Source organism: Haloflavibacter putidus (assembly GCF_006546625.1).
GTDB classification, from domain to species: domain Bacteria; phylum Bacteroidota; class Bacteroidia; order Flavobacteriales; family Flavobacteriaceae; genus Mesonia; species Mesonia putida.
Map to the genome: position 1 here is coordinate 174,055 of NZ_VIAR01000001.1, position 15,392 is coordinate 189,446.

The window sequence follows — 15,392 nt, forward strand, 5'->3', positions numbered from 1 at the left end:
GAAATTTTATGTAATTTTGAAAGGAAAATGATTTTGTATGGAAAAAGAGCCAAAATTTGCAGTAATTGGAGGCGGTAGTTGGGCTACGGCCATTGTAAAAATGCTAACCGAAAACCTGTCGGAACTTGCTTGGTATATGCGCAACCAAAATGCGGTAGAGCATATACAGCAAGAAGATCATAACCCCAATTATCTGAGCTCGGTATCTTTTGACACCAAGCAATTAAAGCTAACCAGCAATATTAACGAAGCGGTAGCCTATGCAGATTATATAATTTTTGCTATACCTTCTGCTTTTTTAAAAAGCGAGCTCGATAAATTAGAATTACCACTAAAAGATAAAATAATTTTTAGTGCCATTAAGGGAATTGTACCGGAGAGTGGACTAATAGTAGGCGATCATTTTAATAAATTTTACGACATTCCGTTTGAAAATATTGGTGTTATAACCGGACCTTGCCACGCCGAGGAAGTAGCTTTAGAACGACTCTCGTATATTACCATTGCTTGCGCCAAAGAAGAAAACGCTAATTTTTTGGTAAAATACCTGAGCAGCTCTTATATAAATTGCAAAACCAGCGAAGATGTAATTGGTACAGAATATGCCGCAATGCTTAAAAATATTTATGCTATTGCAGCCGGAATAGCACACGGATTGGGTTATGGCGATAACTTTCAAAGTGTTTTGATGAGCAATGCTATTAGAGAAATGAAGCGTTTTATTAAAAAGACCTATAAAATGAAGCGTAACATTAACGATTCTGCTTATCTGGGAGATTTGCTGGTTACCGGTTATTCGGTTTTTAGTCGCAACCGGATGTTTGGTAATATGATTGGTAAAGGCTATACCGTAAAAAGCGCCCAGATGGAAATGAGCATGGTTGCAGAAGGTTATTATGCCACCAAAAGTGCTTATAAGATTAATAAGAATCGAGAAAAGAAAGCTAAAATGCCAATAATTAATGCTGTTTATGCTATTTTATATGAACATAAAAATCCTAAAAAAGTATTTCTAAAATTGGTGGAAAAATTAGACTAAGTTTACATAATTTCTCCGCTTAAATATGCATCTTGCAGCTTCGTAAAACATCTCTTAATTTTGAAAAATTCTGCTTTAAAAGGAGGCATCCTAGTAGCTTTTGGTGCGTCTAGTTATGGTGTGCTTACCACTTTTGTAAAAATGTCTTATGAAGAAGGGTTTACCATTTTTGAAGTAACCTTTGCTCAAGTACTTTTAGGTTTTTTAGGCTTGGTACTGCTTGATTTTTTTAGAAAGAAAAAACCGGTAAACCAACAAAAAACAGCTACTAAGAAAAATATTCTTCATTTGGCCTTGGCGGGTACTTCTTTAGGTCTTACCAGTACGTTTTATTATTTGGCCGTGCAATATATTAGCGTTTCTATTGGTATAGTTTTATTAATGCAAAGCGTTTGGATGGGCGTAGTAGCAGATTCTATTCTTAATAAACAACGCCCGGGTAAATTAAAAATATTAGCGGTTTTTATTGTAATAATAGGTACACTATTGGCTACTAACGTACTTTTTGAAAATATAACCGTAGATTTACGCGGTATTGGTTTTGGGCTACTTGCTGCAACTTCGTACACAGTAACTATTTATACTTCTAATAGTGTTGCGTTGCATTTACCCTCTATTAAACGCAGCAAATGGATGCTTTTAGGAGCATTAACTATAGTAAGTATTCTTGCCCTACCAACTCTTATAGAAGGCATAGATTTTAGTGTTTTTTATAAATGGGGAATTATCTTAGCCCTTTTCGGAACTATTTTACCGCCTTTATTTTTAACCACAGGAATGCCAAAAGTAAATGTGGGATTGGGTGCTATTATTACTTCTATAGAGTTGCCGGTTGCCGTTAGTATGGCCTATTTTCTTTTGGGAGAGCGCGTTAATATTTACCAATGGTTAGGTATAATTTTAATTTTAACGGCAATTGTGGTAATGAATTTAAAGAAGCTAAAGCGGAAAAAACAAACAGCTTAATCTGCCAATATACCTTTCTCCTTTATTAGTGGCAATGTTTTTACCGCGCTTTCTGCAATTGTATTTTTCTTAAATACGAAATCTTTATGCAGCATACCCTCTTCCGTAAAGAAAGAAACAGAAAATCGGTTGTTCAATTTTAAAACGTCCGGTTGTAGCAATTCTATTTTAGCAAAAGATTTTGCCGGCAAAACTTTTAATTTATGCCGCATAACAGAAGTGGTATCTTTTTTATCGTAACCTTTAGATACTATTAGAACGGTTTCTAACGCGTAATTATTTTCATTTATAAGATAAACATGCCAATCGTGCGTTCTAAAGTCTTGGTTGTAACTACGCACAGCGGCCATATAAACTTTTTTTACCGGAGGTATGTTAATGTCTTTTTTCAAAACTTAATCGTGTGTTTTTTTCTTCCAAGTAATCCAAAGGGCAATAATTGCAATTGCCATAATGCCCAAAAAGACACTACCAATAGCAATTTTTAGCATTGCAATTACAAAAGTTAGATATATAACCACCGCTATACCAATAAGAAGCAGAACCAAAAAAACGTATTTTTTCATAGAGTAATCTTTTAATTTTAAGTTATTTCATGCTTCCTAAACTTGCACTAACTTGGTTACAAAACCGTTTTAAATTGCTTTAAAAAGCGCAAATCGTTTTCATAAAACATACGAATATCGCCAATTTGGTAAAGCAACATTGCTATACGCTCTATGCCCATACCAAAAGCAAAGCCGGAGTATTCTTCCGGATCTATATTGCAATTTCTTAGTACGTTGGGATCTACCATACCGCAACCCATAATTTCTAACCAGCCGGTTCCTTTTGTAATACGATAATCGGTTTCGGTTTCTAAACCCCAGTAAATATCTACTTCTGCGCTAGGTTCCGTAAAGGGAAAATAAGAAGGTCGTAAACGAATTTCTGATTTCCCGAAAAGCTGTTTGGTAAAATACAGCAAAGTTTGTTTTAAATCTGCAAAGCTTACATTCTTGTCTATATACAAACCTTCTACCTGATGAAAAATACAATGCGAACGCGAAGAAATTGCTTCGTTTCTAAAAACACGCCCGGGAGAAATTGTTCTAATGGGCGGTTGGTTGTTTTCCATATACCGCACTTGCACGCTAGAAGTGTGCGTTCTCAACAAAATTTCTTCGGGGTTGGTTTGTATAAAAAACGTGTCTTGCATATCTCTGGCAGGATGATATTCTGGCAAATTTAATGCGGTAAAGTTATGCCAGTCGTCTTCCATTTCCGGGCCTTCAGAAACATCAAAACCAATGTTAGAAAACACTTGGGTAATTTGGTTTTTTACGATAGAAATAGGATGTCTTGCGCCAATTTCTACAGGTTCTGCAGGTCTTGTCAAATCGCCATAAACGCCTTTTTCTTCGCGCTGATTCTCTAAAGCTTCTTGCAGTTCTTTAACTTTGTTCTGCGCAGCGGTTTTAAGCCGATTTATCTTTTGTCCGTATTCTTTTTTTTCTTCGTTAGGAACGTTTTTAAATTCTGCAAAAAAATCGTTTAAAATACCTTTTTTGCCTAAATATTTTATTCGGAATTCTTCTATTTCCTTTTCCTTATCAGTAAAAAAATCTTCTACTTCTACAATATAACTCGTAAGCTTATCTATCATAATTATTAGCTTGTTTGCAACGGCAAAGTTAGTAATTTTTAAAACGTAACTTTACTAGTTTGCTTGGTTCTTTTTGTGCAAAAAAATATAATTCATTAAAAAAAACACGGCCGTTGCACCAAATAAATGCCATAACCAATGCGTACCCATAGAAAATATATGTAGGTTTTTATCTAAAATTCTAAACCCGATGGCGGCACTAAAACTTAACACAGCCCATAAAATATTGTAAGCATAGTTAGCTTTAAAATACCAAATATGTAAAGTTAGCGGTAACAATATTGCAATTGCAGATGCGATATAACCTAATGAAATACTTAAACTTTTTGGAAGCTCTATTAAACGAACAATAATTTGAAAAAGTAATAATCCTACAATAAAAATCCATTTAAAAAGAATTTTTATAGGTAGCGAAAAGCAAAAATAAACCGCTGTGGCAAAACACAACAAAACAATAGGCACCCAATCTAAAAGCAACCAAATTTCTGCACTTCGGGTGGCGTGGTATATCGTGCCGCCCACAAAACCCAAAGTTAAAATAGGTAGACAAAAAGCCAAAAAAAGATGTTGCCGATAGTTAGGATATATCTTTCTGCCAAAATAGAGAATAACCACCAAAAATAGCAAATTGCTAAAGGTATTAAACGGTTCTACAGGAAATCTCCCGGCAAGGGTTTCTTGATAAATTGGACCGCTATCGTGCGGAAAATTTTGTAAATCACTAAACATCGCGGTTTAGGAAATGTATTCTTTTTCCAAAAAGTAATTTACAATAGCTTCTTTCATCATTATGCTTTGCTCGCCAGCTTTTAAATGTGGTAACTGGTCTAAGGTTTTATAATGCGGCCAACCTTCTTCATCATAATAATCAAATTCATAATAGCCGTAAGGCTCTAATAGCCTACAAATAGCTATATGAATCAAATCTATTTTTTGATCTTTTTTAAATTTTCTGTGCAATTGTCCTAACTCTTGCACACCAACCAGATAAATAATAGCATCCAGCTCTAAAGTATCGCCATCTGCAAACTGTGCTGACAGTTTTTGCGATAGCATTTCCCAACGTTGTTTTAATTCTTCATCTCTTGCCATGCTGCAAAGATAATAGTTTGATTTTTGAAATTGACGTATATTTGAAATATGAATGTAATAGATATCATCTTAATCGTGCTTCTAACTTTTGGTCTAATACGCGGCTTTATAAAAGGTTTTATAATAGAAGTAGCTTCGCTCATTGCTATAATAGCAGGCATTTATGGCGCAATTTATTTTTCGCACCTAATGGTAGGTTGGCTTGCCGGCAATTTAGATTGGCAAACAGATAATATACGATTATTGGCCTACGCGCTAACCTTTCTTCTTATAGTAATAGGTATTTTAATTTTAGGAAAACTCTTGACCAAGTTTGCTAATGTTTTAGCTCTAGGAATTGTAAATCGTATTTTAGGCGGAATTTTTGGCGTGGTAAAAGTTGCTCTAGTGTGCAGTACATTAATATGGTTTACTAATAATTGGCTAGAAGACGATAATTTCTTTACGGAAGAAAAACAGCAGCAATCTGTTTTATATATTCCTATAAAACAAATTGCTCCTATAGTTTTACCGGGAATTATAGAGGAAGTAAACCAAACCACCGATAAATTGTTTAGCGCTAAGTGATTTTAAAAGTCTAACTTAGAAACATCTTCTAAATCTTCGTTACTGCTTAAGCTTACGTTCAAATCGTTTACCAAACCGGTACCTACGCCATAAGCCCAACCGTGCACGGTAAGTTTTTGGTTGTTGTTCCAGGCATTTTGTACGATACTGGTTTCGGCCAAATCAAAGGCTTGTTCTTGCACATTTAGCTCTACATAACGATCCCAGCGTTTGTTGAAATCTTCTATTGCGTTTAGCTCACTTTTGTGCATTTTATAAACTTCTTTTATATGCCTAACCCAATTATCTATCAAACCAATAGATTTATTTTCCATTGCTGCTTTTATACCACCGCAACCATAATGACCGCAAACAATAACGTGCTCTATCTTTAACGCATTTACGGCAAAGTCTAAAACGCTTAGCATATTCATATCTGTATGAATTACCATATTGGCAATGTTTCTATGTACAAAAACTTCGCCTGGTTGGGCGTTTATAATCTGGTTTGCCGGCACGCGACTATCTGCGCAACCAATCCAAAGTAATGGTGGTTTTTGACCGTTTTCCAGACGTTTAAAAAACTCTGGATCATTTTCCAATTTTTCGGAAACCCATTTTTTGTTGTTTTCTAAAATTTGCTTATAAAATTCTTGTCCCATCCTGTTTTACTTTTTTCTTCTGAATGTAAAAGTGCATTTTTTTTAGAAGACACTTTTTAAATTTGCTGTTTTTTTTTCAAAAAAAAGTTTGGTTCTTTTTCTTCTTTTTTGAGCGTAAATAGCAACACACCAGGTTGAAAAGAAGAATATATTCCGTAAAGGAAAATTTTTACTACAACTTTTTTAAAGCCTTCTCGGGCATCCAGCCTTGCTTTTTGTCTGCCAATTCTATTTTTGTATAGTTATTAAAGTTGTCTAGAACTTTTACTTTGGTGCCTTCGTGCAAGGTAAAAACTTCTTCTGCTTTACTGTTAGGCTCTGCTTTTACAGCTATTTCTTCCGTAAAGATAATGGCAAACTCTTTAGATTCCTGCCAGCCAAATTGTAAATAAGCAAAGCTAACACTCACAATTAAAAAAATTATGCTCAGCAAACCAGTAACAAAAAACAAGCGTTTTTTTACGGTAGAAGTGGCAAAATAATACAGCAAAGCAGATGCAGCAAACAACACCGAAAACACAATGCTTAGCCACGCCCAACTGTCATAATCAAAAAAAGAAATTACATTTTTAAAGCTTTTGGATATTCCTGTTTGCGGCGCTTTTTCTATGGCGTCTAAGGTCATATTTTGCGCAAAAGACAAGTTGTTTTTTACATCTTCGTCGTTTGGCGAAAGCTGCAAAGCTTTTTCGTAGTTATAAATACTGGGCGCAATATGGTTCAATTTATAGTGCGCGTTGGCCAAATTATAATAAACCGCCGTAGATACTTGGTCGTTTTCTATAATTTGCTCGTACTTTTTTATGGCTTGCTCAAATTTACCGTCGGCGTATAATTGGGTGGCTTCTTCAAACAGTTTTTCGCCGTTTTGCGCGGTAACCGGCAAACTTGCAATCAGCAATAAAAGCAGGAAATAAAATATCTTTTTCATCTTTAAAGTTGTTTATCTAATTCTGCCAATACGTTTACTGCTTTATCATAATCTTGTTGCATAGCGGTAGAAGATGCGGCGGCATATCTTGCCAGCTCGCAACTTTGCAGCAAGCTTATAAATTGTTCTATATTCTCTTGGGCCACATTTTTTTCTTTTAATATAGTAGCAATGCGGTCTTTGCTCATTTCTGCGGTTTGCAAATGCAATTTGGCGCGTAAATAATTATGCAAGGCTTTTTCTAAAGCTACATAAAAAGCATTTTTATCGCCCAAAGCATTTTTGGCTTTAGACAAGTATTTTTTAGCCAATTTATTGGCTCTTTTTATCCGTTTGCCTTCTACATCGCCGGCTTTTTCCCGTTGTTTGTTTCCCTTAAAAACAACTATAGGAATTAACAAGAGCGGTAGCGTTAAACCCGTCCAATATAAGGTGCTTTTAAAGAATTTATGTTTGCCCGCGGGTTTTAAATTAGGTTCTAATTTAATATATCTAAACTGCTCTGCCTTTGCCACAACGGGTTGTTTGGCAGAAGAAGTTGTTGTAATTACCTGATTGCCGGCAGAACCGGGCGCAGCTTCTACTTCTAGTAAAATTTCTTGCGAAGAAAGGGTTTTATAGGTTTTGGCATTCGGGTCAAAATAGGAAAAACTTAAACCGCTAATTGGATATTTTCCTTTGCTTTGCGGAATAATAGTATACGTATCTAAAGTACTGCCCCGCATACCACCCAAATTGGTAGAAACTTTTTCTATATGCTCCGGCTCATAAACCTCTAAAGAAGCCGGGGTTTCTAATTTTGGCAAACTAAAGAGTTTTAAATTTCCGTTTCCAGAAACTTTCACCTCGGCTTGTAAAGATTCTGATGCTTTTAAATTAGTTTTATTTACGTTTACTTCAAAATTAAAATCGCCTACCGCGCCGGTAAAATTGGCCGGTTTTCCTTGGGTAGGTAATTCTTTTACGTTTATCGTGCGATTATTGGCCGCGATGGTTTTATCTACGGTTTCGTATAATCTTCTACCAAAAATATCGCGTCTGTCCGTTGGCACATCTACGGCCACAGAAAGCGTTAAAGGTTCTACGGTTAACTCGCCGGTTTTTTGTGGATAAAGCACCGTTTTCCGTAAAGTTACATACCGGTAAGGTTCTCCTTTATACGTACCGTTTTTTACATTGAGTTGTTGAATATCTATATTCTGACTCCAAAAATTGGTGAATTTAGGATTATCAATTGGTCGCCAGTTGGTGACATTTATACGCGGACTAACATACAGCTTATATTGCACGGTTATACCCTCGTTTAAATACGGATTGGTGTTAGAAACCTCTGCCACCAAATGTATATTTTCTGCAGCGGTTAATGCCGCATTGTTGCCGTCTGTTGGTTTATCTACGGCGGCTACAACCTCAACTTTTAGCGGTGTGGTTTTATATACTTCGCCGTCTACGGTAATTTCTGCTTGTCCAATTTGAAATGTTCCCCTGCTGTAAGGTTTTAAAAAATAAGAATATTTTTTCTGATAGGTTTTCTGGCCGTTCATGTAGCTATAGCTAATTGATTGATTTGGACCACCAACTACCTGAAAATTTTTAAACTGGGGGGGTTTAAAATTATCGCCATCTTCATTCATTGTAAAATCGATGCGTAAACGCTCGTTTATACCTAACTTTTTACGGCTTGCTTCTGCTTCAAATTTTACTTGCGAAAAGCCTAAAGCCCCAATCAAAAAAAACATGCATGTTATTAATAACTTTCGTTTCATCTACCAATCTTTTTCTACGTTAGATCTTTGACCTTTTGCCTTTTTAGCATTTATTTTATCTTGAATTTTTTTCTCTTGATTTTCCATCGCTTCCAACAAATTTTTTATTTGTTGTTTAGATAACTCGCCTTTTCTGGGTTGTGGTTGCTGGTCTGCTTTGTTTTTACCATCTTTTTCCTGTTCTGGCTGTTGTTCTTTTTCATCTTTTTTATCGCCTTGCTTGTCTTTATCTTTTTTGTCTTTTTGATTTTCTTTATCGCTAGGCTTTTCGTTTTTATCTTTATTCTCGCCGTCGCCAGATTTGTCTTTTTTATCTTGCTCTCCGTCTTTGTTTTGTTTGTTTTTATCTTGCTTGTCCTGCTGGTCTTTTTTATCTTTTTTGTCTTTGTCTTTTTGCTTCTGCTTCTCTTTTTCCAATTTTTCTTTAGCAACTGCCAAATTATAACGGGTTTGATCGTCTGAGGGTCTATTCCGTAAAGCATTTTTATAAGCTTCTACCGCTTTTTGATAATTTTTTTGCGCCATAAAAGCATTACCTTGATTATGAAAAGCTTTGTGTTTTAAAGCTTTTTCTTTTGCTACCGTAGCCGATTCTTGCAAACGCTCTGAAGATTCTTCTGCTATATTATTTTTATAGTAAAGATTCCCCAAATTATAATTTGCATCTGCCAAATTTGGATCTTTGGCAATTGCCTCGCGGTATTTTGCTTCGGCCAGGGCAAAATTATCATTAGCCAGAGCTTCTTCGGCCTCAGCCATAAAAAGCTTAGCTTCTTTGGTAGCTTTTTTCTCTTTTTCTTGCGCAGAAAGTGTTCCGAAAAAACTTAGAAAAAACAAGCCCAAAAATGCTATTTTAAAATATGTATTTTTATTTACTCTCATTTTTACTCCTTTCGTTGAATAAATTTAAACGTTTTACCCAAGCTGTTTTTCTCTCTAATACAAACATATTTACTACTAGAAAAAGTATGCCAAACCCAACAAACCATTGAAATTGATCTTTATAATCTGCAAATTTCTTGGTTTCGAATTCTGTTTTCTCAATATTCTCTAAAACTTCTTGTACTTGGTTTACTACTTCTTGTGTATTTACGCCGTGAATGTACTTGCCATCGCTTTCTTCTGCTATAGTTTTTAACGTGGTAGGATCTAATTTTGTTATTACCGTTTCGTTATTTCTGTCTTTTTTATAACGTACGGTTCGACCGTTTTGTTTTATAGGAATTGGTCCGCCTTTTTGCGTTCCTACTCCAATACCAATAATCTTAATTCCTTCTTTGGCGGCTTCTTTTGTAATATCTTCCAACCTTCCACCGTGATCTTCGCCATCGCTAATAATTACCAAAACCCTATTGGTTTCTGCATTCTTATCGTAGAAAGTCTTGGCTAATTCTATGGCTTCATAAATTGCCGTACCTTGACTAGAAACCATATCTGTATTCATAGCTTGCAAAAATACTTTTGCAGAACCATAATCTGTAGTGATTGGTAATTGCGGAAAAGCGCTACCGGCATAGGCAATAATTCCAATTCTGTCTGATGCTAAATTATTGATAATTTGGTTAACCAATTGCTTAGATTTTTCCAATCGGTTGGGCGCAATATCTTCTGCCAACATAGATTTAGAAACATCTATAGCAAAGACAATATCTACGCCTTCGCGTTTTACGGTTTCTAATTTAGAACCCACCATGGGGTTTACCAAAGCAACAATTAAACAACTTAAAGCCAAAAACAAAAGCACTAGTTTGACCCACGGTTTAAAACGTGATTTATTAGGACTTAGTTGTTGCAATAATTTTTGAGAGGCAAATTTTTTCTGAGCACTTTTTCGCCACCAAAGCATTGCTAGAAATACCAGTAAAATAAATGGTAAAACCAGGAACAGCCAAAAATATATTTTTTCTTCTAAAATCATTATTTATACAAAACTTCTAAATATAGTATAGCGTAAAACCACTTGAATTATAAGTAACAAACCGGCTAATAAAACCAAAGGCCTGTATTTTTCGTCGTAATTATAATATTTAAATTCTTCTATATCGCTTTTTTCGAGTTTATCTATTTCGTCGTAAATGGCTTGCAATTTATCTGTATCTGTGGCTCTAAAATATTGTGCGTTTGTCTTTTCTGAAATTTCTCTCAATAAAGCTTCGTCTATTTCTACTTGCACATTTCTATAACGAATGCGTCCGTTAGGCGCAATTGCCACCGGACTCAAAGCCATACCATTTGTACCAATACCAATAGTATAGGTTTTTATGCCATATTCTATAGCCAAATCCATCGCAGTTTGCGGGTCTATAACGCCGGCATTATTTACACCATCTGTAAGCAGAATTATCACCTTACTTTCTGCCTTGCTATCTTTTATTCGGTTTACCGAAGTTGCCAAACCCATTCCTATTGCGGTACCGCTTTCCATAATCTCACTAATCTCTTCGTAATTTATGTCGCGTAAACCATTTTTTACAATAGACTTATCGCTGGTTATGGGTATTTTGGTAAAGCTTTCGCCGGCAAAAAGCACCAATCCAAACCTGTCGTTAGGCCTACCGTCTATAAAATCTGCCGCTACTTCTTTCAAAGCTTCCAAACGGTTTGGCTCTAAATCTTTGGCCAACATACTTGCCGAAACATCTATGGCCATCATAATATCTATACCTTGCGTCGTGCTGGTTTGGGTAGTTACATCTACCGTTCTGGGTCGCGTCATTGCCAAAATTAACAAGCTTAAAGCCAGAAGTTGTAAAACCCATAAAACCGGTCGTAATTTGGGCAATAAACCTTGTTTTACTTTAAAACCTTTAATGCTCGAAATTTCAACTTCGGGGGTTTGCTTATGGCGCTTTACAATAAACCAAACCAATAAAACCGGCAGCAACAAAAACAACCAAAACCACTGCGGATGCTCGAACGTTATGTTGTTGAAATCTAGCATTAATCTTCGGTTTTAAATTTTACTGAATTGGCAATTCTTCCTACCATTTCTTCCGCGTAAGCGTCTTTTTGATTATAAATCAAGATAATTTGTTCCATCCCGCCTTTTTCGCTAAAGTTTAAAATAGCATATTCTTTACGGATGGCGCCTTTGGTAATTGGATTTTCTAAACTAAAGCTACCAAAAGCTTTTATGCCCTCGGCGCCTTCTGGGGTTATAAATTCTTCGTTTTTCACTAAGATATTTGTGGCACCTTTATCTTCTAAAAATTCGTAAATCTTATCTATTGTTTTGTTTAAATCTACTTCTGTAGTGTTTTTAAAGCTTACGGTGTTTAATTGTATATGAAAATCTCCCAATAAAGGTCCAAAAGCAAAACTGGTTACTTTGGCGTCTTTTTGTTGCAACTGCGGAATTTGAATTATAGAATCTAATTCTTGTCTAACCAAGACTTTGGGAGTGGTAATTTTTACACTTGGCGTACCGTACGAGCTCGTAATCCAATCGCCGTGCAATAATTCTTTGGACGGATGCCCAAAAATTAAATCTTTGGTATAGCTAAAACCTTTTTCGCCAATAAAGATTCCGACTGCGACCAAAATAATAACAACACCGGAAACGCCGGTAATAATCCATTGTTTTTTGCGTCTTTTTTGGCGTTTTTCTTCCAAATAAGCAGCATCTTTTTCTGTGTCTTTTTCGGTTGGTTCCGGTATTGCTTGTTGCAAAGAATCTAAATGCTCTTCTATTGTTTTGCGATCTTCTTTGGCTGTTAACCGGTCTGGTTTTATACCGGCAAATTTTGCCAAATCTGCCCGATTTAAAATCGCCGTAAGGCTACCAATCAAACTGTCTTTTACGTAAAGTTTATTTTCGTTTTTCGCATTTTTAAGGTAGGCAATCAACTCGTTTGTGGTGCTTTCTAAGGCGCGACCGTCTACTTTTTTGTCTAAATATCTTCGTATCGCTTCGGTTAAAACCGAATAATATTTTTTCACCTCGCCTTGCTCTAAAGTTTGGCTTTTATCTAATTCTTCTAATGTCTTTTTAGCCTGTTCGTAAGGTGGCAATTGGCGTTGGGCTTCTTTTCTTTTTTTACGGGTTTTTAGCAACCAATACGTTAGTAACCCAAGAATTAACAAAGCTGCCAAAGTATACCAAAGCCAAGTTGGCACCCGAAATGGTTTTTCTACTTCTACAGATGGTTTTATGGGAAATAATTGTTGTTTGGTAGTATCTACCGCTACATTTCTTACTTCTACTTGCAAAGAATCTGCATAAAAAGTTTGGTTGTTTATTAAAATACGCTGCCGCGGAATGGTATACGAACCAGAGTCAAATTGGGTTAAAGCATAACGCCGCATAAAGCTATAATCTGCAGCATTTTTAACCGTATCTGTGGGCGAAACTTCAAATGCTTCTAAAGGAAGAAAATCTTTTTTCTCCGGGAATTTTATAACCGCAGAAGCCTCTGCAGATACTTTTATAGTATAATTTATTTGTTCCCCAATTTTTATGGTTGTGGTGTCTACTTCTGTTTTTACCTGTTGCCCGAAAACCGTTTGCCCCAATAAAAAAAGACAAAACGTTGGCAACCAAAACCAATATTTGGCAAAATCTGTAGTATGTTTACATTTTGCCTTCATCATGCCCTGTTTTTAAAATATCCTAATAACTTTTTTACGTAGCTTTCACCTACTTCGGTATGTAAACGTCCGGCACCGCTTAAATTGAAAGTGGTGTCAAAATACCTAACTTGGTCTTGGTAGTTTTTTGCATAATTATTTCGTACGCTCTTAGAACTTGTATTTACAATAATAGCTTGATTGGTTTCCGCGTCAAGCATATTTACCATTCCTACATTGGGCATTTCTTTTTCGCGCTCATCATAAACCCTGATACCGGTAAGGTCGTGTTTGTTGGCTAAAATTTTTAAAGGTTTTTCATAATCTTCTGTCATAAAATCTGACAAAATAAAAACTATGGCTTTCTTTTTAAGCATATTCTGCAAAAATTTAAGTGCTGTGTCCAAATTGGTGTTTTTGCTTTTGGGTTTAAACTCCAATAACTCCCGAATAATACGTAAAACGTGCGATCTGCCTTTCTTTGGCGGAATAAAAAGTTCTACCTGATCTGAAAAAAGTAATAACCCAATTTTATCGTTATTCTGGGTAGCCGAAAAAGCCAAAGTAGCGGCAATTTCTGTAACAATATCTTTTTTAAAAGCTTGGGAAGTACCAAAAAATTCGGAGCCGGAAATATCTACCGCCAACATCATGGTGAGTTCGCGTTCTTCTTCAAAAACCTTAACAAAAGGTTCGTTGTAGCGCGCGGTAACATTCCAATCTATGCTTCTAACATCGTCGCCGAATTGGTATTTTCTTACCTCGCTAAAAGTCATTCCCCTTCCTTTAAAAGTAGAATGGTATTCCCCGCCAAAAACGTTATTGCTTAAGCGCCGGGTTTTAATTTCTATTTTCCGAACTTTTTTAAGTAAGTCTTTTGTATCCATTTATTTGCAACATATTAAGAAAGATTGGTAGTTGTTTTTTTAAACACCTTCTTGCAAATTTCTAGGGTACTTCTATCTCGTTTATAATTTTCCCAACAATATCTTCTGAAGTAATATTTTCTGCTTCTGCCTCGTAGGTTAAACCAACCCTGTGCCGCAAAACATCTAAAACCACCGCCCGAACGTCTTCTGGTATTACATACCCGCGACGTTTGATAAAAGCGTAACACTTAGAAGCAACACCTAAGTTTATACTTGCCCGTGGCGAAGCGCCAAAAGATATAAGCGGTTTTAAACTTTCCAGATTATATTTTTCCGGATAACGGGTAGCAAAAACAATGTCTAAGATATATTTTTCTATCTTCTCATCCATATAGACTTGGCGGGCTGTTTCTTGCGCTCGTAGTATTTGCTCTAAGCTTACCACTTGGTTTACGCTCTCAAAACCACCTTTTAAGTTTGCCCGCATTATTAATTGTTCTTCATCAAGTTTGGGATAGTCTATTACTGTTTTAAGCATAAACCGGTCTACTTGTGCTTCCGGCAACGGATAAGTACCTTCTTGCTCTACCGGGTTTTGCGTGGCCATTACCAAAAAGGGTTTATCTAAAATAAAAGTTTCTTCGCCAATGGTAACTTGTTTTTCTTGCATGGCTTCCAGCAAAGCAGATTGTACTTTTGCCGGCGCCCGGTTAATCTCATCTGCCAAAACAAAATTGGCAAAAATGGGACCTTTTTTTATGCTAAAATCGTTGAGTTTCATATTATAGATCATCGTACCAACCACGTCTGCCGGCAGCAAGTCCGGCGTAAATTGTATACGGCTAAAACTCCCGTGAACCGCTTTAGAAAGTGTATTAATGGCCAAGGTTTTTGCCAACCCGGGAACACCTTCCAATAAAATATGACCTTGTCCCAAAAGACCTATCAAAAGACGTTCTACCATATATTTTTGCCCCACAATTACTTTGTTCATCTCTGTGGTAAGCAAATCTACAAATGCGCTTTCCTTTTCTATTTTTTCGTTTAAATCGGCAATATTGCTTGCCGTATTTGCATTTTCCATAGGTTAAAAAATTTACCTGTTCTCTTATTTTCGCAACGTTGCAAAGTGTAAAATTATTAACGCATTAGCTGTTAACAATTGGTTAAAAATATTATATTGTAACAAGCTTAAGTTTTCCTTTGCTTTACCTTATAGACCAAGGCTTTGTAGCGATGTTGCAGCAAAAAGCTCAGATTAACGTATTTTTAACCAAAAACTAAATTGTTTTAACAATTCAAAAAAGAAA

Annotated in this window: 17 protein-coding genes; 3 read left to right on the forward strand and 14 right to left on the reverse strand. The window is 35.9% G+C overall.

Translation table 11 applies throughout. The features are described 5' to 3' along the window. Positions 1–37: 37 nt before the first annotated feature. Together FKR84_RS00740 and FKR84_RS00745 are read left to right on the forward strand one after the other, a co-directional pair. Complete coding sequence (locus FKR84_RS00740) at positions 38–1,039, forward strand: NAD(P)H-dependent glycerol-3-phosphate dehydrogenase (RefSeq protein WP_141420268.1); 1,002 nt, start codon at positions 38–40, stop codon at positions 1,037–1,039. A 60-nt stretch (positions 1,040–1,099) separates the two neighbouring features. After that, on the forward strand, positions 1,100–2,005 hold the full coding sequence (locus tag FKR84_RS00745) for an EamA family transporter (RefSeq protein WP_141420269.1): 906 nt from the start codon (positions 1,100–1,102) through the stop codon (positions 2,003–2,005). On the opposite strand, the gene FKR84_RS00750 is transcribed toward FKR84_RS00745, so the two are convergent. From FKR84_RS00750 to FKR84_RS00765, 5 genes are read right to left on the reverse strand one after another with little or no spacing between them, the layout of a single operon-like run. Continuing rightward, positions 2,002–2,397 carry a hypothetical protein gene (locus FKR84_RS00750; protein ID WP_141420270.1) on the reverse strand — a complete coding sequence of 132 codons (396 nt, stop codon included), beginning with the start codon at positions 2,395–2,397 and terminating at the stop codon, positions 2,002–2,004. The two genes, FKR84_RS00745 and FKR84_RS00750, sit on opposite strands and share 4 nt — an antisense overlap. A gap of 3 nt (positions 2,398–2,400) precedes the next feature. Next, positions 2,401–2,571, reverse strand: a complete 171-nt coding sequence (locus FKR84_RS13260) for a hypothetical protein (RefSeq protein ID WP_233357616.1) — start codon at positions 2,569–2,571, stop codon at positions 2,401–2,403. A 56-nt stretch (positions 2,572–2,627) separates the two neighbouring features. Then, entirely contained in the window at positions 2,628–3,650 is a 1,023-nt protein-coding gene (gene pheS, locus FKR84_RS00755; RefSeq protein WP_141420271.1) for a phenylalanine--tRNA ligase subunit alpha, read from the reverse strand. 54 nt (positions 3,651–3,704) lie between these two features. After that, on the reverse strand, positions 3,705–4,379 hold the full coding sequence (locus FKR84_RS00760) for a ceramidase (protein WP_141420272.1): 675 nt from the start codon (positions 4,377–4,379) through the stop codon (positions 3,705–3,707). A gap of 6 nt (positions 4,380–4,385) precedes the next feature. After that, positions 4,386–4,742 carry a hypothetical protein gene (locus FKR84_RS00765; protein ID WP_141420273.1) on the reverse strand — a complete coding sequence of 119 codons (357 nt, stop codon included), beginning with the start codon at positions 4,740–4,742 and terminating at the stop codon, positions 4,386–4,388. A 48-nt stretch (positions 4,743–4,790) separates the two neighbouring features. Here FKR84_RS00765 and FKR84_RS00770 point away from each other — a divergent pair, with 48 nt between their 5' ends. Next, a complete protein-coding gene (locus FKR84_RS00770; protein WP_141420274.1) occupies positions 4,791–5,309 on the forward strand; it encodes a CvpA family protein in 519 nt (172 codons plus the stop codon). A gap of 2 nt (positions 5,310–5,311) precedes the next feature. On the opposite strand, the gene can is transcribed toward FKR84_RS00770, so the two are convergent. The 9 genes from can to FKR84_RS00815 form a co-directional block, all read right to left on the reverse strand. Continuing rightward, positions 5,312–5,950, reverse strand: coding sequence for a carbonate dehydratase (gene can, locus FKR84_RS00775; RefSeq protein ID WP_141420275.1), 639 nt, complete (start codon positions 5,948–5,950; stop codon positions 5,312–5,314). A 172-nt stretch (positions 5,951–6,122) separates the two neighbouring features. Next, entirely contained in the window at positions 6,123–6,881 is a 759-nt protein-coding gene (locus FKR84_RS00780; protein ID WP_141420276.1) for a tetratricopeptide repeat protein, read from the reverse strand. 2 nt (positions 6,882–6,883) lie between these two features. Further along, a complete protein-coding gene (locus FKR84_RS00785) occupies positions 6,884–8,647 on the reverse strand; it encodes a BatD family protein (protein ID WP_141420277.1) in 1,764 nt (587 codons plus the stop codon). Further along, positions 8,648–9,529, reverse strand: a complete 882-nt coding sequence (locus FKR84_RS00790; protein WP_141420278.1) for a tetratricopeptide repeat protein — start codon at positions 9,527–9,529, stop codon at positions 8,648–8,650. Further along, complete coding sequence (locus FKR84_RS00795) at positions 9,516–10,565, reverse strand: vWA domain-containing protein (RefSeq protein WP_394348472.1); 1,050 nt, start codon at positions 10,563–10,565, stop codon at positions 9,516–9,518. Before FKR84_RS00795 ends, FKR84_RS00790 begins: the two co-directional genes overlap by 14 nt. A gap of 3 nt (positions 10,566–10,568) precedes the next feature. After that, entirely contained in the window at positions 10,569–11,588 is a 1,020-nt protein-coding gene (locus FKR84_RS00800) for a vWA domain-containing protein (protein ID WP_141420280.1), read from the reverse strand. Then, positions 11,588–13,237: a BatD family protein gene (locus FKR84_RS00805; protein WP_141420281.1), complete on the reverse strand. Its 1,650-nt coding sequence runs from the start codon at positions 13,235–13,237 to the stop codon at positions 11,588–11,590. Before FKR84_RS00805 ends, FKR84_RS00800 begins: the two co-directional genes overlap by 1 nt. Beyond that, positions 13,234–14,100 (reverse strand): DUF58 domain-containing protein, encoded by an 867-nt coding sequence (locus FKR84_RS00810; RefSeq protein WP_141420282.1) that lies wholly within the window; start codon positions 14,098–14,100, stop codon positions 13,234–13,236. Before FKR84_RS00810 ends, FKR84_RS00805 begins: the two co-directional genes overlap by 4 nt. 61 nt (positions 14,101–14,161) lie before the next feature. Next, positions 14,162–15,166 carry an AAA family ATPase gene (locus FKR84_RS00815; protein WP_141420283.1) on the reverse strand — a complete coding sequence of 335 codons (1,005 nt, stop codon included), beginning with the start codon at positions 15,164–15,166 and terminating at the stop codon, positions 14,162–14,164. Positions 15,167–15,392: the final 226 nt, after the last annotated feature.

Coding starts and splice junctions, on each gene's coding strand:
- FKR84_RS00740 (WP_141420268.1), top strand. CDS start 38: ATGGAAAAAGAGCCAAAATTTGCAGTAATTGGAGGCGGTAGTTGGGCT.
- FKR84_RS13260 (WP_233357616.1), bottom strand. CDS start 2,571: ATGAAAAAATACGTTTTTTTGGTTCTGCTTCTTATTGGTATAGCGGTG.
- pheS (WP_141420271.1), bottom strand. CDS start 3,650: ATGATAGATAAGCTTACGAGTTATATTGTAGAAGTAGAAGATTTTTTT.
- FKR84_RS00760 (WP_141420272.1), bottom strand. CDS start 4,379: ATGTTTAGTGATTTACAAAATTTTCCGCACGATAGCGGTCCAATTTAT.
- FKR84_RS00765 (WP_141420273.1), bottom strand. CDS start 4,742: ATGGCAAGAGATGAAGAATTAAAACAACGTTGGGAAATGCTATCGCAA.
- FKR84_RS00770 (WP_141420274.1), top strand. CDS start 4,791: ATGAATGTAATAGATATCATCTTAATCGTGCTTCTAACTTTTGGTCTA.
- can (WP_141420275.1), bottom strand. CDS start 5,950: ATGGGACAAGAATTTTATAAGCAAATTTTAGAAAACAACAAAAAATGG.
- FKR84_RS00780 (WP_141420276.1), bottom strand. CDS start 6,881: ATGAAAAAGATATTTTATTTCCTGCTTTTATTGCTGATTGCAAGTTTG.
- FKR84_RS00785 (WP_141420277.1), bottom strand. CDS start 8,647: ATGAAACGAAAGTTATTAATAACATGCATGTTTTTTTTGATTGGGGCT.
- FKR84_RS00790 (WP_141420278.1), bottom strand. CDS start 9,529: ATGAGAGTAAATAAAAATACATATTTTAAAATAGCATTTTTGGGCTTG.
- FKR84_RS00795 (WP_394348472.1), bottom strand. CDS start 10,565: ATGATTTTAGAAGAAAAAATATATTTTTGGCTGTTCCTGGTTTTACCA.
- FKR84_RS00800 (WP_141420280.1), bottom strand. CDS start 11,588: ATGCTAGATTTCAACAACATAACGTTCGAGCATCCGCAGTGGTTTTGG.
- FKR84_RS00805 (WP_141420281.1), bottom strand. CDS start 13,237: ATGATGAAGGCAAAATGTAAACATACTACAGATTTTGCCAAATATTGG.
- FKR84_RS00810 (WP_141420282.1), bottom strand. CDS start 14,100: ATGGATACAAAAGACTTACTTAAAAAAGTTCGGAAAATAGAAATTAAA.
- FKR84_RS00815 (WP_141420283.1), bottom strand. CDS start 15,166: ATGGAAAATGCAAATACGGCAAGCAATATTGCCGATTTAAACGAAAAA.